The following is a 21,958-nucleotide window of genomic DNA, read 5'->3' as shown; positions in this document are numbered from 1 at the left end:
GCCGGCCGTGCCCGGTGCCGGAGACGGTTGCGCCACGGGCACCTGTTCCCACGGCAGGGCCTTGAGCTGGGCCGACGCAGTCGGCTGATTTCCCTTGATCACCGCGATGTAGTGGGCCTTCTTCTTCTGCACCAGCCAGCGCACCTGGTCCTTGACGCTGTGCAGGGCGTCGAAGGTGACCACGGTGCCGGTCAGATCGAGTGGTTCCAGCAGCGGGCGGAAGGCGGCTGTCTCGTTGGTCTTGGCCCCCACCTCCCGCTGGGCCAGGGTCACGGCGGGGGCGTGGGTGACGGCGGACAGCAGGTGCCGGTGGCGCTGCTGGCGGTGCGCGGAGCCGGACAGCGCCTTGCCGTCCACCGCGATCGCCGGCCGCGGCGCGAAGCCGGTGGCGCCGACGGCGGTGTGGTCGCGTTCGGCCAGGTAGGCGCCGATCGCGGCGTCCAGGGCATCGCCGTCGAGGGCGGCCAGGAGCCGGGTGAAGGTGGCGTGGGACGGGGCGCGTCGGCGTCCGGGCAGGTGGCGGCGGATGCCGAGGTGTTCCAGCACCGTGGTGGTGGCGCGCTGTCCCCACTCGGTGATCTCGGTGATGGTCCGGGCGCCGGAGACGACTGCGCAGGCGCAGATCAGCAGCAGGCCGACCAGGGGATACCACCGCCCGCGACGCGAACGCGGGTCGGGCACGCACTGGAGGTGGGCGCGCAGGCGGCCGGTGTCGTGCTGGTGCAGGGGGCCCAGTTTCGCCAGGGCGGCAGGGGCCGGGGAGGATGGAGCGGCAGGCACGGGACCTCGATGTGATCAGCTGGCATAGACACCCTGATGATCATCGGTCTCGTGCCTTTGCTGTTACTGCGTCAACTCCCGCTGGACGCGGACGATCTACGCGATCCCGGAACTTGCAACCGCCCTGGTCCTATCGTTTCAGCTCAGAGGCAATTTCTACTTTCTCATTCCTTTCCCGGTCTGCCTTGCTCCTGCCAGATCTCGTCTGCGACTTTGAGTGCCATTTGATGAATGCCGGGGGTGCCAGGAGTTTCGGCAGGACGCTCATGGAATGTCATTTCCCGGCCTGGCGCCATCCTAATAGAAACACATTGTTCAAGCGGTGACGATTTAGATTGGATTCGGTCGTACAGTCGCAACAAATAGCTGTAAAAATCCCGCAACTGGTATGCGGCATGATGCTCATTGACATGAAGGTTCCATGCATCGACGGCCTGCGCGTACACGCCGAATTGGTTCTCACGAAACTGCACTGCGTCAGACCACGAGGGCCTTTCGACCTCACTTTTAGGCCATGATCCATCCGGACATAGGGACTCAGGATGCTGGGCGATGCGTCCGTTTCGTGCCGCCATTGGGTACACCTGGCACACCACCGGTCGGTTAGCGTAAATGCGGCAGCGCGAGCGCTGCTCGGTGACTTCTTCCAAGAAGATGCATGGCACGCCTGGATGCATTTCGCCGCGTTTATCGAGGGTAAGAATAAACTCCTTTCCCCCTTCCGTAAGGAGGAACCCATGCGGGGTGGCTTGCCTTTGCCGTAGCGCACGAACATATTCTATCGGATTAATCTTAAGGTGGTGATTGATGCGCCAAATATCGTAACCGCAAACCGGGACTACATAAGCGCGGCAGCACGTGCCGCAAGGGCCGCAAGGATCACGAGGCGCGGAGGATTGTTGTGGAGACATGGAGGGCCAATCATCGTCGTTCGTCAGGAACGGTGCACCGCGCACAACAGGGCTACGGGGGTTGAAGATCTGTTTCCTCCACCTTTTTTGGTCGGCATCCAATTGTTCCAGTCGCATACTGTGTTGGATCGCTCATGTCGGCCGCCTTAAATGCTGCCTGCCTGTCGAGGCATGAGGCACAGGTTCCGTCATGCAAGTCGTGAGTTGGGGTCATGCAACTGAAGGTGAAACCGAGATCGATCCCAAGCTCGGCCCCTCGGCGTAGGACCTTCGCCTTTGGCCAGCTGTGGTAGGGCACAAGCAGCCTACAGTTAACCCTTGATAGCTCCAGGCCATCACGGAATTGTCTGATGAATTCGGGGCGATTTTCGATGAATGCTAGTGCGTCGTCGGCGTTTAGTCCCACGGCGACGTGTGGGATGTCTCTTGCCACGGCGAATGCAATTGACATCGACAGCACAACGGAATTTCCGTACACCAGCCGACCGTCTGAGTCCCGAGGCCGGGCACCTTCGGGGATGCACGCTTGCACGAAAGATTTCACGTCCACAGGTACGAATTCAGCTCCGATTCGTTCAGCTATTGCTCTCGCGGCGCTGGTCTCGCGAGTCGCAGCGAATCCGGAGAAATGCAGCGCGATGGGCGGAACTGAGGATTGTCGAGCAACGTCACAGAGCAGGACAGTGGAATCGATACCGCCGGAGAACATGATGACCGTCCTCTGGTTCGATCGACTGATCGGCTGATACTCGACCATTATCCTGTATCCTATCGCTTCAGCGAGTTACTGCCCTACCCGAATCAAAGCGCTCCTCAAGATGCTCAAGGATAGCGTCGACTCCCGATTTAATGCGTAGCCGACATGAAGACGTTTCGGTCGATTTAAAAGTGTCGGTCTCCGCCAACTTATTCGCAGGCCAACCACCCCCACAGAAAGAATAGTAATCACACGTCGCGCGACAGCGGCTGACTCCCTCCTCGATTTCTGCGTTCAACAACCGAAACCGATCAGTATGAATTAGATCCTCAAGTGACTGTTCGAAGACATTTCCCAAGATGAACTGACCATACCGATGATGGCGTGCAGTAAGCAGCTCTGGGGAGAACGTCGAGACATTACCCTCGCAATCAAAGTTGAGAATAGCCATTGGCACATTATCCTGCGGGCGGGTATTTGAACTCTGTGACATGATGTGACGCATGGCGTTTTCATACTCGCGAAGCAGAGGTGAGGAGGGCTCCTTTTCCATACTTGACAGAATCCGCTTCAGGAAATCCTTATAAGCATTCTCAGCGCCGTCGTGCTGCATGCTGGAGGTAACATTGACGCCCTCCACCGACTCGACGTTCAAGCCAACATAAGCGGCACCGATTTCAGTGAAGAAACGCCAGATATCTTCGGGATACGCCAGTGAAGCATCCGTTACGACGGCGATGATCGCGGGTCGAAGACCCGCTTCCCTCATCAGTCGCAGGCCGCGCATGGTCCGATCAAATGTGCCTCTCCCTGCACGGTCCACTCGATATGCGTCGTGGACCTTCCTCGGTCCATCCAGACTAATACCAACTCTGACCTGGTGCCGCTTGAAGAATTCGCACCAATCGCCCGTAATCAGTGTTGCATTGGTCTGGATCGACCATGTAATTTTTACTCCGCGCGTGTTCCGCTGCTCAATCTGCTTGTGCGCTTCCTCATAGAAACTGATTGGCAGCGAAAGTGGCTCTCCAGCATGCCAGACAATCGTTACCGCGTCGGCAATGAAAGAGGATTCAAATAGCCGATCCGCAATTTTGGCGACCGTCTCCAATGAGATGCGCTTGTTCAGCTTCCGGTCTGGTAGATAGCAGTACTTGCAGTCCACATTGCAGAAGCTTGTGGCCTGGATCACTACGATCTCTGTTCGGCCTTTCGCCATGGAGTTCCAACCTTCAGCTGGCGTCCGCCAGGTGCCGATGGCGAATCTACCTGGCTTCGCGTCATGACCTACGTGCGCTCGCCGGCTCGCCTAATGTCAGCCCGCCGTTCCGCAGGGCCGCGACCAGGATTAATTACTGACTCTAGTTGAGGATCTTTGTCCAATCCTGCCACTTGTCCCACGGCGTCTCCTCCGGGTCCGGTTCATGTTCCTCATCAGAGTGAACGTTATCGCCATGGAGAGTGGAATTATTGTGCGCCACCTCCTCCGCCTCCTCCTGAAAACCGGGTGTTTCGCGGAGCCGGGACGCGCGTTCGGAAATCGACTCAGTGCTTTTCGGGTATGAGTTCTCTGGCATTCGCCACACCTTCCTAGTTGAGGACCTCGTCAGCTTGATTCCCCACTCTGCGATGAGGTATATGTGCGATGGCGTTTTTCCCTCGATTGGAGGTCACAACGAGCCCAGTCTGGCACTCAGGGTGGTTGCGAGTCTGGAGTACGCGTCGGGCTCTCACGGGACGTGGCGAACCTGGTCTCGTACGCGTGGACGGCACCCTCGTGAGGTGCACGGCCGGTAGGCACTTGGCTCTCTCTTCCCATCTCGACCGCCCTGCCGCCGGCCATAGCGGTTGGCGGCAGGGCCGGAGCGTCCCGAAATGGTGGCCTCGATGGCGGCGTCGCAGCCCGACGGGCGGCGAGAGAGTGCTAATGGGGCTGTAAACGCTAGGTTCACGCCGTGACGTCGGTATTGGGTAGCGGGTCAGTCGCTCACCTCGAGATGACGTAACGGCATCCGTTAGGTACATATGGGTGTATGACACGACTGCGGAGGAGGCGGGCCTGGGGCGGGGCGGTTGTCGGCGCGTTGCTGGCCGCAGGGTTCATTGCGCTCGTGGTGGTGGGGGACTTGGACACCGCAGGCAAGGTGGCGGGCATCGTGGGGACGATCGGCGGCGTGGCCGTGTCGGCGTATGCGCTGAAGCAGCCGGAGGGCGATCGCTGGCCGGATGTGCCAGCTCCTCCGGGATTGATCAACCTCCCCCCACACCCGGACCCGAACCAATTCGTCGGCCGCGAACAGGTCCTGACCCGCCTCAACGAGACCCCAGAGGACCCCGGCGCCATGGTGGTGCAGGTGGTCCACGGCCTCGGTGGGATCGGCAAGAGCACCGTCGCCGCGCACTGGGCCACCAAGCGCGCCGCCGACTATTACCCGATCTGGTGGATCAGCGCTGACAGCCCGGCCGCCCTAGAGACGGGCCTGGCGGCTCTGGCAACCGCATTGCAACCCGCGCTGTCCGACGAAATGTCCCTCGATCTCGAGTCCCTGCAGGAGCGGGCGGTGCAGTGGCTCGCCGCCCACGACTGGTTGGCTGGTCATCCTGGATGACGTCAACGACCCAGCCGACATCCACCGGCTGCTGGCCAGAATGCGCGGTCGGCCGGGTAGCGTCCGGCGCCACAGACGACTACATGGCCGATCACGCTACCGCCGCCGGTCAAGCGGGCGCTTCCTGATCACCAGCCGCCGCACCAGTGGCTGGCGCGGCCTGGCGACCCCCGTCCCCGTGGGCGTCCTGGACCAATCGGAAGCCGTGGAACTGTTCACCCGCATAGTCAGCCCCAACCCCCCTGGGGAACTGGACGGGGCGGACGAACTGTGCGAGAAACTGGGCGGCCTCCCGCTAGCCGTCGAACAGGCGGCTGCCTACATCGCCGAGGCCGACATCACTCCACGCATTTACCTGGACATGCTCGCCATGTATACGGTCGAGATGTTGGAGCAGGGCACTATCGCCGGCACCTGGCGCGTCACCCAAAATCGGATGACCGACGAACCCCTCACCGCTACCATCTTGCAGGTCCTGGCCTGGTACGCCCCCGATGCTATTCCCCGTACCCTTCTGGACGGCATCGCGGACCCGCCCGCACTTACCCATGCTGTCGGCCGTCTGGCCGCCTACAGCATGCTCGCTACGGGGTACAACAACACCCTGAACGTGCACCCCTTGGTCCAAACCGTCGCCCGTACCCCCAACGACGAGGACCCTTACCGGCAGCCACAGGACATCGACGAGGCCCGCATTCTGGCCACCACCCAACTGATCAATGCTCTGCCCGCTCATTGGAACACCGCCACTGACTGGCCGACCTGGCGTGCTCTGCTCCCGCACGTCGAAGCTCTCGCCGACCACGCACCACCGGACGCCGGTGCCGCCGCCACCGCCCGCCTCCTCGCGCGGACGGCATCGTTCCTCCAAGACCAGAGCGCCGTCGTCCTCGCCACCGTGTATCTCGAGCGCACCCTCACCGGGGGGCAGCGGCTGGGCGAAGACCGCCCCGTCACCCTGACCTCCCGCAACAACCTCGCCAGCGACTACTGGGAGGCGGTTGATCTGGGGCTGGCCGTACCCGTGTTCGAGCGCACCCTCGCCGACAGTCGGCGAGTGTTCGGCGAAGACGACCCCGTCACCCTGACCTCCCGCAACAACCTTGCCGGCGCCTACCAAGCGGCGGGGGATCTGGGGCGGGCCGTCCCGCTGTATCAGCAAACCCTCGCCGACCGGAAACGGTTGCTGGGGGAAGACCACCCCGCCACCGTGACCTCCCGCAGCAACCTCGCCGGCGCCTACCTAGCGACAGGGGATCTGGGGCTGGCCGTACCACTGTTCGAGCGCACCCTCACCGACAGTCGGCGGGTGCTCGGCGACCACCACCCTTTGACCAAAATGGTGCGGGACACCCTAGCTGCAATACCCGGCACCTGATCCGTGGGCCCCGTCGCCAAAGACTTTGAAAGTCTCCGGTCCGCGCTTGGGCGTCTCCCTTGATCGTGAGCAGCTGATCATTGGGGCATGGAGATCCCTAGGATTAGGAGTTCCTGTTGGGTGGTCGAAGCACTCGCCTGAGTTCCGGGCCGATGTCGTTGCGCTGTGCCGATCCAGCCTCGGGGCGCACGTATGCGCCGGTGGCCGAGACTCGCTGCGCGGCGGCCCCATCGCGGCCCGGGACGACGCACGTTGCGCCCCCGACGGATGGCCACACCCGGTCTTCCCACAAGCACCACGGCCACCAGCCACTCGGTCAGTCCAGCCCGCTTTCCAGGAACGACCGGCTCACCGATCACCTCCTGCTCGTTCCAGCCACGGCGGAGGCGGGCCGCTTCTAGGCCGCAGCAGCCAGGCCGCTCGGGCTGCTGCGGACCGGCACCGAAAAACTCTCATCCAGGCGCTTTGTAGGAACCTGACAACATCTCAGCGTGCTCCACACGCACCCCGGCCACCGCCGCTGCACGCCCGCTGCACAAATGGCCACCGCTCGGCCACCGGAGGCCCTTGAATGCTGCCCCGCGAGGGGGCCAGGGACAGTACAGAGGCCGCAGAAAAGGAAAAACCCCAGGTCACGGCGAGTGAGTCCCGGGGTTTTCCAGAGCCGCCTTCGGGATTCGAACCCGAGACCTACGCATTACGAGTGCGTTGCTCTGGCCATCTGAGCTAAGGCGGCGCGCTGTCCGCACTATGGTGCGGTCAGCAACGTCGGTAAGTCTACACAGTTTCCGGGGGTGCTCAGACCGCGCCCCGGAGGGGTCCCGTCAGGGGTGGTCACCTGCAGCGCTTGCCCTTCGCCGGAGGCGTCCCGTGGAGCAGGTAGGCGTCGATCGCGGAGTCGATGCAGGCGCTGCCGCGGCCGTAGGCGGTGTGGCCGTCGCCCTCGTAGGTGAGGAGGCGGGCGGAGGTGAGCTGGCGGGAGAGGGACTGTGCCCAGCGGTACGGGGTCGCCGGGTCGCGGGTGGTGCCGACGACGACGATCGGGGCGGCGCCCTTCGCCTCGATGCGGTGCGGTTCGCCCGTGGGCTTCACCGGCCAGTACGCGCAGTTCAGGGAGGCCCAGGCGAGGCCCTCGCCGAAGACCGGGGACGCCTTCTCGAAGGCGGGGACGGCGGCGCTCACCTGGTCGGGGGTGGAGAAGGCGGCGGGCAGGTCGAGGCAGTTCACGGCGGCGTTGGCCGACATCAGGTTCGCGTAGCGGCCGTCGGCCTCACGTTCGTAGTAGCTGTCGGAGAGGACGAGCAGGCCTGCGCCGTCGTTGTCCTTGATCGCCGAGGTCAGCGCCTCGCGCAGCTGTTCCCACGAGCTCTCGTCGTACATCGCCGCGATCACGCCGGTGGTGGCGAGGGCCTCGCCGAGCTTGCGGCCGTCGGGGTCGCCGGTGGGGATCGGGTGGGCGTCGAGCTTCCGGAAGAAGGCCTTGAGGTGCTCGCCGACCTGGGCAGGCGTCGTGCCCTTCGCTCCGAGCGGGCAGTCCGCCTGCCGCACGCAGTCCTTCGCGAACGACTGGAACGCCGTCTCGAAGCCGGCCGTCTGGTCCAGGTTCAGCCGACGGGCGGGCAGCGACGGGTCCATCGCGCCGTCCAGGACGAGCCGTCCCACCCGCTCCGGGAACAGCCCCGCGTACGTCGCCCCGAGGAACGTCCCGTACGACGCCCCCACGTACGTCAGCTTCGCGTCCCCCAGAACCGCCCGCAGGACGTCCATGTCGCGGGCCGCCTCCACGGTGGAGACGTGCCGCAGCAGCTTGGGTGCCTGGGCGCCGCAGCTCTCCGCGAACCCTTTGTACGCGTCGACGAGTTCGCCGGTCTCCCGCCGGTCGTCGGGCGTGACGTCCGTCTGCGTGTACGCGTCCATCTTCCGCCCGTCGAGGCACTCCACGGGCTCGCTGCGGGCCACGCCCCGCGGGTCCACGGCGACCATGTCGTAGCGTGCGCGGACCGCCGCGGGGTAGCCGATGCCCGCGTACTGCTGGAGGTAGCCGACCGCCGAGCCGCCCGGCCCGCCCGGGTTCACCAGCAGCGAGCCGAGTCGCTTGCCCGGGCCCGTCGCCTTCTTGCGGGAGACGGCGAGCCGGATGTCGCCCGCCTCCGGGTGCGCGTAGTCGAGCGGCGCTTTCATCGTGGCGCACTGGAATCCGGGCACCCCGCAGGAGTGCCAGTTGAGCTTCTGTCCGTAGTACGACGACAGCGCCGACGGGGTCGCCTTCGGCAGCGCGGCGAGCGCCACCGACGCCGCCCCCTCCGACCCCGTCGAACACCCGGCGGAGCAGGCGGAGACGAGCAGCGCGGCGAGCGAGAGCAGGGTGACGCCGGTACGGGACCTGCGGGGGGAGCGCCTGATGTGCATCAAGCGAGCGTAACTCTGCGCAATGGCCCGCACGCCGTACGTGCACGAAGTGCCACGGACGAGTTACGCAGTCAACGCACGGACGACTCGATCCCGACCTGATCACGACCCGGTCCCCGGCCCTTCAGCCCGATCCCGCCTCCCTCAGTCCGCTCCAGCCCGTTCTAGCCCGCTCTCAGCGCCATCGTCATCGCCTCCACCGCCAGCAGCGGGGCCACATTGCGGTCGAGGGCCTGTCTGCACGCGGAGATCGCCTCGATGCGGCGGAGGGTGGACTCCGGACTGCTGCCGCGGGCCAGCCGCTCCAGGGCGTCCTCGGCGTCCGCGTTGGCGATCGCGACGCGGGAGCCGAGCTGGAGGGCGAGGACGTCGCGGTAGAAGGCGGTGAGGTCGGTGAGCGCGACGTCGAGGCTGTCGCGCTGGGTACGCGTCCTGCGGCGCTTCTGCTTGTCCTCCAGGTCCTTCATCACGCCCGCCGTGCCACGCGGCATCCGGCCGCCCTGGGCCGCGCCCATCGCCGCCTTCAGCTCTTCGGTCTCCTTGCCGTCCCGCTCCTCCGCGAGCACCTTGGCGTCCTCCGCCGCCGCGTCGACCAGCTCCTGGGCGGCCCTGAGGCAGCCGCCCACGTCGTCGACCCGCAGCGGGAGCTTGAGGACGGCGGCGCGGCGCTCGCGCGCGGCGGGGTCGGTGGCCAGGCGGCGGGCCCGGTCGACGTGCCCCTGTGTGGCCCGGGCGGCGGCCGCGGCCACGGCGGGCTCGATGCCCTCACGCCGTACGAGCATGTCGGCGATGGCGTCGACGGAGGGCGTGCCCAGGTTCAGGTGCCGGCAGCGGGAGCGGATCGTCGGCAGCACGTCCTCCAGAGAGGGCGCGCAGAGCAGCCAGACCGTACGCGGGGCAGGCTCCTCGACCGCCTTCAGGACCGCGTTGGCGGACTTCTCGTTCAGCCGCTCGGCGTCCTCGACGAGGATGACCTGCCAGCGTCCCGTGGCGGGCGAGGTGTACGACTTGCGCACCGTGTCCCGCATGTCCTCGGCGAGGATCTGCGAGCCCACGGCGGCCACCGTGGACACGTCGGCGTGGGTGCCGATGAGCGCCGTATGACAGCCGTCGCAGAACCCGCAGCCCGGGGCTCCGCCGAGCGCCCGGTCCGGGCTCACGCACTGCAGCGCGGCGGCGAACGCCCGTGCCACCCGCGCCCGGCCCGCGCCGGGCGGGCCGGTGAACAGCCAGGCGTGCGTCATCTTCGAGGCCTCGGGCGGCGGTGTGCCGGAGACGGCCGCGGTGACGAGCGCGTCGGCGTCCCGAGCGGCGGCCGCCAGCTGCTCGCTCACCTTCTCCTGCCCGACGAGGTCGTCCCACACGGTCATGGCTCACGCCGCCCTTTCGTCACGTTTCGCGGTGCCGGTTCCATTGTGCGGGGGACCACTGACAACGGGGGTCGGGCGACCGGATCGGGCCACCGGATCGGGCCACCAGGTCCGGCTACTCCGCCGACGGACCGCTCATGGCCCCGGCCCCCGGCGACCTCGGCGCGCCTGCGCCTCGGCAGCCCCGGCCGCCCCCGCTGCCTCAGCGCCGCCGACCGCGCCCGCGACCGTCGCCCCTGCCGTCACCCCGACCGTCGTCGTAGCCGTCCTCGTCCCGGTGCGGTCCCAGCAGCTCGTCCGCCAGCGACGGCAGATCGTCCAGGGGCGTCTCCTCGGCCCAGTCGGGCCGTGGCCGCTGCCGAGGCGCGCCCGCCTCGTCGACCTGCGGGAGCTCGCGCGTACGGTCGTTGGTCTCGTCGCGGAAGTACCCCGGAGGCACCCGGTCCGTGGGCGCGTCCCCGCGCACGGGAGGCAGCACGGCCGTCTCCTCGGCGGGGTCCTCGTCCCGCACCGGAGGCAGTACCGCCGTCTCGTCCGTGGCCCCGGGCGGAGCCACGGACGGCAGGACGGCCGTCTCGTCGACCGCGCCGGCGGGCGCGGGCGGCGCCGGCGGCTGCGGCAGCTCCGCCGTCACCTCGGACTCCTCGGCCCTCGCAGCCTCCTCGGCGTCCTTGTCCATCCGTACAGGCCGCAGCACCGCCGTCTGCTCCACCGGCTTCGCCGGCCCACCCCGCGCGTCCGCCGGCGACACCACCGGCGTCGGCACGGTCACCGCCTCCGGCGCGGCGGCCGAAGTCACCGGAGCTGTCGGAGCCGACGAGGCCGCCGGAGCCGAAGGGGTCACCGGCGCCGACGCGAACCCCGCCCCCGCAGACCTCGTCGCCGTCGACGGCGACGGCTTCAGGCCGACCTCCGCCGCCGCGGCGGCGGCCTGCTCAGCCGCACGCCGTGCCTGCTCGGCCCGCAACAGCGCCTCTTCAGCCTTGCGCTGCTTCTCCAGGCGTCGTGCCTCGGCCTCGGCGCGCAGCCGGGCCTCCTGCTCGGCCTGCTGGCGGCGGCGCTCCTCCTCCGCCTTGCGGCGGACCTCCTCCTCGGCGCGGGCCTTCTCCTCCGCGAGGAGACGGACCCGCTCCTCCTCGGCACGCCTGCGTGCCTCCTCGGCGCGCAGCCGGGCCTCCTCGGCCTGCCGTTCGGCCTCGCGGCGCTGCGCCTCCTCCAGCTCGCGCTGCTTGCGCTCCTCCTCCTCGGCGCGCAGCTTGGCGAGCTGTTCCTGGCGCTCGCGTTCCAGGCGCTCCTCCTCGGCCTTGCGGGCGGCCTCTTCCTCGGCCTTGCGGCGGGCGTCCTCCTCGGCCTTCCTGCGCGCCTCCTCCTGGGCCCGCACCTCGGCCTCGGACAGCGGCAGCAGCAGGTCCAGCCGGTGCCGTACGACGGCCGTGACGGCCTCGGGCTCCTGGCCCGCGTCGACGACCAGATAGCGGCCGGGGTCGGCGGCGGCCAGCGTGAGGAAACCGGACCGCACGCGCGCGTGGAACTCCGCCGGCTCCGACTCCAGCCGGTCGGGTGCCTCCGTGAACCGCTCGCGGGCGGTCTCCGGGGGAACGTCGAGCAGCACCGTCAGATGCGGCACCAGGCCGTCCGTCGCCCAGCGCGAGATCCGCGCGATCTCGGTCGGGGACAGGTCGCGGCCGGCGCCCTGGTAGGCCACGGACGAATCGATGTACCGGTCGGTGATCACCACCGCACCGCGCTCCAGGGCGGGCCGTACGACCGTGTCGACGTGCTCCGCGCGGTCCGCCGCGTACAGCAGCGCCTCCGCGCGGTGCGAGAGTCCGGCACTGGACACGTCCAGCAGGATCGAGCGCAGCCGCTTGCCCACGGGCGTGGCCCCCGGCTCGCGCGTGAGGACGACCTCGTGGCCCTTGGACCTGATCCACTCGGCGAGCGCCTCGGCCTGCGTGGACTTGCCGGCGCCGTCGCCGCCCTCCAGGGCGATGAAGAAACCGTTCGCCGCCTGGGCCTGCACCGGGTCGTCGCCGCCGAGGAGCGCGTCCCGCAGGTCGTGCCGCAGGGGCACGCCGGAGCGGTCGTCGACCTTGGCCAGCACGAGCGCGGCCACCGGCAGCAGCAGCGCGCCGACCAGCATCAGCGTGAACGCGGCGCCGCCGTGCGCGAAGACGAACTTGCCGTTCTCCAGCCGGTGCGGCCCGATCAGCGCCGCCACCAGCGGGGCGATCAGCGCACCAAGGGCCACGAAGACCCGTACGACCGCGTGCAGGTGCTCGGTCGTGCGCGTCCTGCGGTGGTCCTCGGTCTCCTGGTCGAGCAGCGCGTGCCCGGTGTTGGCGGCGACGCCCGCGCCGACGCCGGCCAGGGCGACGAGCAGCAGCACGCTGGTGACGTCCGGGACGAGTCCGGCGGCCAGCAGGGCCACGCCGGTGAAGGCGATCGCCAGCGCGAGGAGCCGCCGACGCGACAGCGCCACCAGCACCTTCGGCGCCGTACGGACGCCGACGACGACCCCGCCGGTCAGCCCGAGCACCAGCAGCCCGTACATCACCGGGCCGCCGCCCAGGTCCTTGGCGTGCAGCGCGGCCACCGCGACGGCGGCCGCGACCGCTCCGGCGACGGCCGCGCAGGCGAGGACCAGCAGCGGGATCGCGCCCGTGCGGCCCGCGTCGACGGCGGTGGCCGTCCTGGGCCGGCGCAGCCCCTCGAGCGGAGACCGCGTGCGCGGGGTGCGTACGGCAGGCAGTTCCAGGAAGACCACGACGGACAGCGAGCCGGCGAACAGCCCTGCCGCGACGTACGAGGCGAGGGCCGCCTGGTGCTGGGCGAACCATTCGATCCCGGTGCCCAGCAGATTGTTGACCAATGCGGCCACGACCAGGGTGGCCGCGCCCAGCGGGATCGCGGCGAAGCCCGTACGCAGCGACAGGCGGCGCAGGGCGTCCATGTGGTCCGGCAGCGGCCGGACCGTCGCGCCCTCCAGGGGCGGCGCCGGCAGCAGTGCGGGGGCGGCGCTCTCGCGCGCGACCGTCCAGAAGCGCTCGGCGACACCGGTCACGAAGACGGTGACCAGCAGCAGGGCCAGCGCGTCGTCCGGCGTCCAGTCGATCCACAGCGGCGCGATGATCAGCAGCACGGCGCGCACGCCGTCCGCGCCGACCATGGTCCAGCGGCGGTCGAGCGGACCGTCCGGGGAGGTGAGCGAGGTCAGCGGTCCGAGGAGGACGGCGCCGAAGAGCAGGGTGGCCAGAATGCGCACCCCGAAGACGATCGCCACCGCGAACGCCACGCCCCGGTAACCGCCCCCGAAGGAACCCTCGGAGATGGCTGCCTGAAGCGCCAGGAGGACGAACACCAGGAGCGCCAGGGCGTCTCCCACACCGCTCACCAACTGTGCGCTCCACAACCGCTTGAGCTGCGGCTCGCGCAACAGGGCGCGGACGGCGCGCTCGCGGGAGTCCGCCACCAGGGCGTCGTCCGGGGCCGGGTGGTGGGCCGTTGGCTGCTCGGCTCGCGTCATGCTTTCAGCCTATCGGCAGCCACCGACAGCCCGGGCCGCCCGTCCACGCGTACGACCGCCCCGACACCAAAGTGATGCCGGGGCGGTCGTTTCACGAACTCGCGGTGGAGAAGCAGTGGAGGACCTGGCTCCGTTCAGCGTCCGAGCCGTCGTCCGCCCAGTCGTCCGCTCAGTCGTCCGCTCAGTCGTCCGACGACGCTGCCGAGGAGGACGCGGACTTCGCAGCCGTCGCCTTCTTCGTGGCCGTCTTCTTCGCCGTGGTCGTCTTGGCGGCGGTCTTCTTGGCCGCCGTCTTCTTCGCCGGGGCGGCCGTCTTCTTCGCCGTCGCCTTCTTCGCGGGCGCCTTCTTCGCGGGCGCCTTCTTCGCCGTCTTCTTGGCGGGCGTCTTGGCGCGCTTCTCGGCGAGCAGCTCGTAGCCTCGCTCCGGGGTGATCTCCTCGACGCTGTCGCCGGAGCGCAGGGTCGCGTTGGTCTCCCCGTCGGTGACGTACGGCCCGAAGCGGCCGTCCTTGACGACGACCGGCTTCCCGCTGACCGGGTCCTCGCCCAGTTCCTTCAGCGGCGGCTTGGCGGCCGCGCGGCCGCGCTGCTTGGGCTGGGCGTAGATGGCCAGCGCCTCTTCGAGGGTGATCGTGAAGAGCTGGTCCTCGGCCTGCAGCGAACGCGAGTCCGTGCCCTTCTTCAGGTACGGCCCGTAGCGCCCGTTCTGCGCGGTGATCTCCTGGCCCTCGGCGTCGGCGCCGACCACGCGCGGCAGCGACATCAGCTTGAGGGCGTCCTCCAGCGTGACCGTGTCCAGGGACATCGCCTTGAACAGCGAGGCCGTACGCGGCTTGACGGCGTTCTTGCCGGTCTTCGGGGTGCCCTCGGGGAGCACCTCGGTGACGTACGGGCCGTAGCGGCCGTCCCTGGCGATGATCTGGTGGCCGCTCACCGGGTCGGCGCCCAGCTCGAAGTCGCCGCTCGGCTTGGCGAGCAGTTCCTCCGCGTACTCGACGGACAGCTCGTCCGGGGCCAGGTCCTCGGGCACGTCCGCGCGCTGGTGGCCCTCGGAGTCCTTCTCGCCGCGCTCGATGTAGGGGCCGTAGCGGCCGACCCGCAGCACGATGTCGTTGCCCACGGGGAACGACGACACCTCGCGCGCGTCGATCGCACCCAGGTCGGTCACCAGCTCCTTGAGACCGCCGAGGTGGTCCCCGTCGCCGTTGCCCGCCTCGGCGGCGCCCGTCGCCTCGCCCTCGCCGAAGTAGAAGCGCCTCAGCCACGGCACGGCCTGCGCCTCACCGCTGGCGATGCGGTCGAGGTCGTCCTCCATCTTGGCGGTGAAGTCGTAGTCGACGAGCCGCCCGAAGTGCTTCTCCAGGAGGTTGACCACGGCGAAGGACAGGAAGGACGGCACCAGGGCCGTGCCCTTCTTGAAGACATAGCCGCGGTCGAGGATCGTGCCGATGATCGACGCGTACGTCGACGGGCGGCCGATCTCGCGCTCTTCGAGCTCCTTGACCAGGCTGGCCTCGGTGTAGCGGGCCGGGGGCTTGGTGGCGTGCCCGTCGACCGTGATCTCCTGGGCGCCGAGGGCGTCGCCCTCGCTCACCTGGGGCAGCCGGCGCTCGCGGTCGTCCAGCTCCGCGTTCGGGTCGTCCGCGCCTTCGACGTACGCCTTCAGGAAGCCGTGGAAGGTGATCGTCTTGCCGGAGGCGCTGAACTCGACGTCCCGGCCGTCGGCGGCGGCGCCGCCGATCTTCACCGTGACCGAGTTTCCGACCGCGTCCTTCATCTGGGAGGCGACCGTCCGCTTCCAGATCAGCTCGTAGAGCCGGAACTGGTCGCCGGTCAGACCCGTCTCGGCGGGCGTGCGGAAACGATCACCCGAAGGACGGATCGCCTCGTGCGCCTCCTGCGCGTTCTTGACCTTCCCGGCGTACGTGCGCGGCTGGGCCGGCAGGTAGTCGGCGCCGTACAGCTGCGTGACCTGGGCGCGGGCGGCCGTGATGGCGGTGTCGCTCAGCGTCGTGGAGTCCGTACGCATATAGGTGATGAAGCCGTTCTCGTACAGCTTCTGGGCCACCTGCATGGTCGCCTTCGCGCCGAAGCCCAGCTTGCGGCTGGCCTCCTGCTGCAGCGTCGTCGTACGGAACGGGGCGTACGGCGAGCGGCGGTACGGCTTGGACTCGACGGAGCGGACGGCGAACCGCGTGCTCTCCAGGGCGGCGGCGAGGGCTCGGGCGTTCGCCTCGTCGAGGTGGAGGATGTTCGCGCTCTTGAGTTGTCCCAGGGAGTCGAAGTCGCGGCCCTGCGCGACCCGCCTGCCGTCGACGGTCTGCAGGCGGGCGACCAGCGACGACGGGTCCGACGCATCCCCCGCGCGGCCCGTCGCGAAGGTGCCCGTCAGGTCCCAGTACTCAGCAGAACGAAACGCGATGCGCTCGCGTTCCCGCTCCACCACGAGTCGGGTGGCGACGGACTGGACACGGCCGGCCGACAGACGCGGCATGACCTTCTTCCACAGGACCGGCGAGACCTCGTAGCCGTAGAGGCGGTCGAGGATGCGGCGGGTCTCCTGCGCGTCGACGAGCTTCTGGTTGAGCTGGCGCGGGTTGGCGACGGCGGCCTGGATCGCGGCCTTGGTGATCTCGTGGAAGACCATCCGCTTGACCGGGACCGTGGGCTTCAGCACCTCCTGGAGGTGCCATGCGATGGCCTCGCCCTCGCGGTCCTCATCGGTGGCGAGGAAGAGTTCGTCGGACTCCCGCAGCAGGTCCTTGAGCTTCTTGACCTGGGCCCTCTTGTCGGCGTTGACGACATAGATGGGCTGGAAGTCGTGTTCGACGTCCACGCCGAGGCGGCGGACCTCGCCGGTGTACTTCTCCGGCACCTCCGCGGCGCCGTTGGGAAGGTCACGGATGTGCCCGACGCTGGCCTCGACGATGTAGCCGGGGCCGAGGTAACCCTTGATCGTCTTCGCCTTGGCAGGCGACTCGACGATCACGAGTCGGCGGCCGCCCTTCGCGGTCTCGCTGGTCGGGGACAACTTCGCTCTTCTCTCCGGTCGACGCTGGGGCCTCCCCAGGCCTTGCTCCCGGGGTCGGGTCATGGTGACGCTGCGGAGTGTGACGGTACATCCCGCCCCCGTGTCAAACGGGAAAAGCCCGCAACGGCCACTCGAACGGTAACCCGACTACCGCCATTCCTGCCGCCCGGAGTGTCGACCAGCCCTTTTCTGCCAGAGCGGAACGCATCCTCCCCTTTACCGGTGTGACCGCGCCGACCCGGTTCAAACAGGGACCCCGGCTCGATCCTCGGAGGCGGGCTCAGAAGCGGTTTCAGCGGCGATTTCAGAGGCGGGTGAAGCACCACGCCGCGACGGCCAGCGCGACGGCCGCGGCCAGGGTCGCCAGGGTCGCCGATGCGACGGGACTCACACCCTCGGCGACCGGCTCACGGTGCCGCACCCGGGCCGCGGTCCACACCAGCAGCCCGCCTCCGAACAGGGCGAACACCGCTCCTGCGAAGATCGCCGGTCCAGTCTCCATGATCGTCCGCGCCCCTCTTCCGCCCGCCCGCACACGCCCCGGTCCCCGCAGACTGGCACGCGCGGACGGCACCTGGGCGAACCCGAGGTGAACGCCCGGTCTTCGGGCGGGGTCGACGGCCCGCGCGCGGGTGCGGGCCGCCCGCGCAGGGACGCGCGCGGCCGCCGCCGGCCCCGACGGGCGCGCGCGGAACCTTCGCGAAACCTTCAGACCGAACCGGGCGCGGGTATCTTTCCGGTCGTCTTCCCGTTGTCGGCCCGGCTCACCGTGCACACGATCGTGGTGAATCCGGCGTTCCAGTCGTCCTCGTCGGTCATCCAGCCCACCACGAGGCGCTCCGAACCAGGCGCCCAGACGGACTCGAATTTGTTGCCACAGAGCTTCGTCGCGTTGTCGCGGCCCTTCTTGTAGCTCATTTCATCCGGAGCCTGAACGGTCCCGATCACTTGGTCCGTGTGCGGTTTCGCGCAGTCCGTGAGGGGCGACTCGTAGCCGTTGTCCAGCTCCTTGTAGATCCAGCAGTCGCCCACGCTCATCTGTCCGACCCACAGGTCTGTGCCCGCGTCCCTGAAACGGCCCACCTCGCCGCCTATCGCCGCATGGCGGCCCAGTACGAGACATGCCGTACCGCTGTCGGCCGCATCGAAGCCGTCCCGCGTCGGTACGACGGCGTAGCCCCCGGCGTCCGGCAGCGCGTCGACGACCGCCTTGCTCTGCGCCGCGCACCGCGTGGCCCCCTGGGCCCTGGCGTCGGCGAAGTCGGTCGCCGTGTCGACCGCCACGACCTGACCGTCCGGCCAGTCGTCGACGCAGTCCACCACGCCCAGGTTCGGCGCCGAACCGAACGGCGTCCCCGACCAGACCGCCTTCACGCAGTCCCCCGTCTCCAGCGGCTCGGTGAGTCCGACGACACTGCCGTACGGGTAGACGGGCCCCGTCGGCGAGGGCGACTGCGGCCCGCTCGACGCGGACGACCGCCTCGCCGCCGTGGTGTCGCCCCCGTCCCCCTTGTCCCCGGCCAGCAGCACGACTGCCCACGTCCCACCGGCGACGACCAGCACGGCGGCCACGACGAGAGCGACGACGGCGAGCCGCCTCCGCCCGCCGGACGGCGGACGCGAGCCACCGCTCCCGTAGGCCGTCGGCTCACCCCCGTAGGGCGTCGAGCCGCCGCCATAGCCCCCGGAGCCGCCGCCGTACGGCGGCGAACTCCCTCCAAAGCCACCCGCGTTCCCCCCGTACGGCGTCGGGTCGCCGGAGCGCGGCACCGGGTTTCCCCCGTACGGCGTCGCAGCGCCCCCGTACGGCGACGGGTTCCCGCCGCTCGCCGCGAAGGGGTTGCCGGACGCCTGGGCGTGGGGGTCTGCGGGGGCGGCTCGCGCGTGGGAGCCCTCGGAGGTCTGGGCGTAGGGGTCGACCGCGTCGACCACGTCGAAGGACTGCTGCGGGACGGGCGGCGGCCAGGAGCCGTACGGCGCGAAGCCGGGGCCGGGGCCGGGCGGAGTGCCCGGCCCCTCGGGACGGGGCGGGTGGCCAGGCGTGTCGGGGGCCGAAGGCGGCGCGAACCCTCCCGCGGGCACCACCCCTCCCGGTCCCCCCGCCCCTCCCGGTCCGGCCGGGCCGCCGGGCGGCGCGGAGCCGGCCTCTGATCCCGCCCGCCCGGCCGCCGCTCCCGGCCCGAGGCCGCCGACCACCGGAAAGTCGTGCGGGCCTGCCGGTGTGTGCGGAGTCCGGGGCGTCTGCGGGGTGTGCGGGGCGCCTGGGGTGTACGACGCCTGGGGTGTGCCCGGTGTGTACTGCGCTGGAGGCGTGCCCGGTGGCTGCGCGGCGCCCGGTGCTCCCGCGCCGGACGGGGTGCGGGCGCCGTAAGCCGCCGCGCCCTGCCCGGGAGCCGCCGCGCCCGGTCCAGGAGGAAGCCCCGCCCCGGGCGACACGCCGTCCCCACCGGGCCGGGCTTCCGCGCCCGCGCCCGCCGTGCCGTACCCCGCGGGCGGCGGCCCGAAGCCGACCGGAGGTGTGTCGGGGCCGCCCCGCGGCACGCCCGAGCCGTCGGCCGCCGCCCGCGCTGCCCATCCCGCCGCCGCGCCCTCCGTGCCCTCCGCCGACCGCAGCACCCGCTCCAGGCCGCGTGCCACCGCCTCCGGGGACGACCGGCGCATGGGGTCCTTGACCAGCAGTCCCCGGATCACCGGAGCCAGCTCGCCGGCCCGGGCCGGTGGGGTCGGCTCCTCGCCGAGGAGGGCGGTGAGGGTGGCGTAGTCGCCGTGGCGGTCGAAGGGACCGCGACCCTCGACGGCGGCGTACAGCGTGGCGCCGAGGGAGAACAGGTCGGCGGCCGGGGTGGGCGGCTCGCCGCGCGCGCGTTCCGGGGCGAGGTAGCCGGGGGTGCCGAGGATGCCGGCGGTCGCGGTGAGCCGGGGCTCGAGGGACTCGGGCTGGAGCGCGATGCCGTAGTCGGTGAGCAGCACGCGCGCGTAGGTGTCGCCCGAGGCGTCCGGCGAGAGGAGGATGTTGGCCGGTTTCACATCCCGGTGGAGGATGCCGATGCGGTGCCCCGCGGTGAGCGCGTCGAGGACTGCGAGACCGATGCGGGCCGCCTGCGCGGGCGGCACCGGGCCGGACCGCCGGACGACCGCCTGAAGGTCGACGGCGTCCGGGACGTGCTCCATGACGATCCACGGCAGGCCCTCGTGCACCACCACGTCGTGCACCGTCGCCACATGCGGATGGCCACGCAGACGGGCCGCGTGCCGGGCCTCGCTGCGGGCGCGCGCAATGCGCCCCGTCACAGGCTCGGCCCGGTCCATGGCAAGGTCGGGCAGCGCGATCTCCTTCATCGCGACCTCGCAGGCCAACTCCTCGTCGTACGCCAGCCAGACACGGCCCATGCCGCCCGCGCCGAGCGTCCGCAGCAGCCGGTACCGGCCGGCCACGACCCGGACCGCGCCCCGATCCGGTGTCTCCCCCGCCATCGCGCCTCCCCCGAGACAGCGCGCGCCTCCCCCGAGAACGCGCGGAGTTCGTCCCTAGAAGGTAGCTTCGCACGCACCACTGACAGGAGACCTTTTCCGCAGCAATCCTGCCAATCGCTCCAGATCGGGGCACATGGGTATCAGAGGTGTGGGTCCGCCTCAGTCGTGGCCCGTCCCGGAGGGATTCACTCCGCCGGTTCCAGGAAGCCCTGCTCCACCAGGAGTCGGATCTGCGCCGGCGTGCGGTCGCGCAGCGACACCGGGTCCTCGCCGACCAGTTGCGCGATGGCGTCCAGGATGCGCCCCGCGCTCAGCGAGCCGTCGCAGACGCCCGCGAATCCCGCGCCGACCGTGTCCACCTTGGTGGCGCGGCGCATGCCGCGGTGCTGGCGCAGCACGACGTGCTCCGGGTCCTCGGCGCCGGGCAGCCCGACCTGCTCCTGGACGACCTCGCCGGCCAGTGTGAAGTGCCCCGCGAGCAGGGCCGCGTCGTCGCGTCCGCGCAGGTAGTCGAGCCGCTCGAAGTGCGCCCTGATCGTGTCGCCGAGCGGCTGCTCGACCGAGTGCGGCCACTCCTCCACGGTGACGGCGGGCTCGGCGGCAGCCGTCCTGCGCAGGGTGATCCAGCCGAAGCCGACGGCCTTCACCTTGCGCGCCTCGAACTCGTCCAGCCACGCGTCGTACCGCGCCTGGTACTCGGCCGGGTCACCGCGGTGGTCGCCGGCGTCCCTGAGCCACAGCTCGGCGTACTGCGTGACGTCCTGCACCTCGCGCTGCACGATCCAGGCGTCGCACCCGCGCGGCACCCATGCCCTGAGCCTGTCCTGCCAGTCCTCCCCCTCCACGTGCTGCCAGTTGGCGAGGAACTGCGCGAACCCGCCCTCGTTCAGCCGTTCCCCCGCTCCCTGAACGATCGACCGGCACAGATCGTCCCCGCCCATCCCGCCGTCCCGGTACGTCAGCCGGGCGCCCGGCGAGATCACGAAGGGCGGGTTGGACACGATCAGGTCGTACGTCTCGTCGTCCCGGATCGGCTCGAACAGCGAGCCCTCCCGCAGATCGGCGGCGGGAGCGCCGGACAGCGCGAGGGTGAGGGCGGTGACGTGCAGCGCGCGCGGGTTGAGGTCGGTCGCCGTCACGCGCGTGGCGTGCCGGGCGGCGTGCAGCGCCTGGATCCCGGAACCGGTGCCGAGGTCGAGGGCCGAGGAGACGGGCGTACGGACGGTGATCCCGGCCAGGGTCGTCGACGCGCCGCCGACGCCGAGGACGACGCCCTCGTGGTGGCTGCCGATGCCGCCGGCCCCGCCGACCGCGCACCCCAGGTCGGACACGATGAACCAGTCCTCGCCGTCGGGCCCGCCGAACGGCCGTACGTCCACGGCCGCGGCCACCTCGTCGCCGACGCGCACCAGCCAACCGCTCTCCACGCACGCGTGGAGGGGCAGGAACTCCTCCACGCGCGCGTGCGGCACGGGCTGCTGGAGGAGAAAGAGACGGACGAGCGTCTCCAGCGGCGTGTCCCCACGGGTCGCCCGCAGTGCGGGGACGGTCTCGCTGCGGGCCAGGGCCGCGTAGGCGGGGGCGCCGAGGAGGTCGAGCAGGCCGTCGGCGGTGAAGGAGGCTGCCAGCAGGGCCTCGCGCAGCCGGGCGGCCACGTCGGGGCGGTCGGCGGAGGGCAGGGGGGACAGGGTGGCGTTACTCACGCCCCCCATTGTGTCCCGTGGCCGCCGCTTGTCTCCCCGTCACGGCTCATAACCGCCTGCCCCGTCGCGC

12 protein-coding genes, 1 tRNA gene and 2 pseudogenes are annotated in these 21,958 nt (G+C 69.8%); 2 read left to right on the top strand and 13 right to left on the bottom strand.

Annotation, left to right across the window (positions count from 1 at the left end):
* Positions 1–117: 117 nt before the first annotated feature.
* The 5 genes and pseudogenes from OG562_RS23620 to grrM form a co-directional block, all read right to left on the bottom strand.
* Positions 118–681, bottom strand: a pseudogene (locus tag OG562_RS23620) (ISAs1 family transposase); the annotation flags it as partial.
* 263 nt (positions 682–944) lie between these two features.
* Positions 945–1,226 carry a hypothetical protein gene (locus OG562_RS23615; RefSeq protein WP_266400944.1) on the bottom strand — a complete coding sequence of 94 codons (282 nt, stop codon included), beginning with the start codon at positions 1,224–1,226 and terminating at the stop codon, positions 945–947.
* 114 nt (positions 1,227–1,340) lie between these two features.
* Positions 1,341–1,691: pseudogene (locus OG562_RS46250) on the bottom strand (YkgJ family cysteine cluster protein); the annotation flags it as partial.
* Positions 1,692–1,743: 52 nt separating this feature from the next.
* The gene (locus tag OG562_RS46245; protein ID WP_353962838.1) at positions 1,744–2,448 is read right to left on the bottom strand and encodes a 7-cyano-7-deazaguanine synthase; all 705 of its coding nucleotides are present in this window, start codon (positions 2,446–2,448) and stop codon (positions 1,744–1,746) included.
* A gap of 19 nt (positions 2,449–2,467) precedes the next feature.
* Positions 2,468–3,607, bottom strand: a complete 1,140-nt coding sequence (grrM, locus tag OG562_RS23610; protein ID WP_266400943.1) for a cyclophane-forming radical SAM/SPASM peptide maturase GrrM/OscB — start codon at positions 3,605–3,607, stop codon at positions 2,468–2,470.
* 814 nt (positions 3,608–4,421) lie between these two features.
* On the opposite strand from grrM, the gene OG562_RS23605 reads away from it, so the two are divergent.
* Together OG562_RS23605 and OG562_RS23600 are read left to right on the top strand one after the other, a co-directional pair.
* Positions 4,422–4,997 (top strand): hypothetical protein, encoded by a 576-nt coding sequence (locus tag OG562_RS23605; protein ID WP_266400942.1) that lies wholly within the window; start codon positions 4,422–4,424, stop codon positions 4,995–4,997.
* Between the two features lie 178 nt (positions 4,998–5,175).
* On the top strand, positions 5,176–6,375 hold the full coding sequence (locus OG562_RS23600; RefSeq protein ID WP_266400941.1) for a tetratricopeptide repeat protein: 1,200 nt from the start codon (positions 5,176–5,178) through the stop codon (positions 6,373–6,375).
* 662 nt (positions 6,376–7,037) lie between these two features.
* Here OG562_RS23600 and OG562_RS23595 read toward each other — a convergent pair.
* The 8 genes from OG562_RS23595 to OG562_RS23560 all read right to left on the bottom strand — a co-directional run bounded on the left by OG562_RS23595 (position 7,038) and on the right by OG562_RS23560 (position 21,888).
* Positions 7,038–7,111: transfer RNA gene (locus OG562_RS23595), tRNA-Thr, on the bottom strand.
* A gap of 98 nt (positions 7,112–7,209) precedes the next feature.
* Positions 7,210–8,784 (bottom strand): alpha/beta hydrolase, encoded by a 1,575-nt coding sequence (locus tag OG562_RS23590; RefSeq protein WP_266400940.1) that lies wholly within the window; start codon positions 8,782–8,784, stop codon positions 7,210–7,212.
* 164 nt (positions 8,785–8,948) lie between these two features.
* A complete protein-coding gene (locus tag OG562_RS23585; protein WP_266400938.1) occupies positions 8,949–10,154 on the bottom strand; it encodes a DNA polymerase III subunit delta' in 1,206 nt (401 codons plus the stop codon).
* Between the two features lie 202 nt (positions 10,155–10,356).
* A complete protein-coding gene (tmk, locus tag OG562_RS23580) occupies positions 10,357–13,680 on the bottom strand; it encodes a dTMP kinase (protein WP_266400936.1) in 3,324 nt (1,107 codons plus the stop codon).
* 181 nt (positions 13,681–13,861) lie between these two features.
* Entirely contained in the window at positions 13,862–16,711 is a 2,850-nt protein-coding gene (topA, locus tag OG562_RS23575) for a type I DNA topoisomerase (RefSeq protein WP_266400934.1), read from the bottom strand.
* A gap of 304 nt (positions 16,712–17,015) precedes the next feature.
* Positions 17,016–17,213, bottom strand: a complete 198-nt coding sequence (locus tag OG562_RS23570; RefSeq protein ID WP_266400932.1) for a hypothetical protein — start codon at positions 17,211–17,213, stop codon at positions 17,016–17,018.
* Positions 17,214–17,419: 206 nt separating this feature from the next.
* Positions 17,420–20,185, bottom strand: a complete 2,766-nt coding sequence (locus OG562_RS23565) for a serine/threonine-protein kinase (protein ID WP_266400930.1) — start codon at positions 20,183–20,185, stop codon at positions 17,420–17,422.
* A 185-nt stretch (positions 20,186–20,370) separates the two neighbouring features.
* Entirely contained in the window at positions 20,371–21,888 is a 1,518-nt protein-coding gene (locus OG562_RS23560) for a class I SAM-dependent methyltransferase (protein ID WP_266400927.1), read from the bottom strand.
* Between the last annotated feature and the right edge of the window lie 70 nt (positions 21,889–21,958).

This window comes from Streptomyces sp. NBC_01275 (assembly GCF_026340655.1).
In the GTDB taxonomy this organism is placed as follows: Bacteria; Actinomycetota; Actinomycetes; order Streptomycetales; family Streptomycetaceae; genus Streptomyces.
This window is presented reverse-complemented; position numbering and strand designations above follow the sequence as displayed.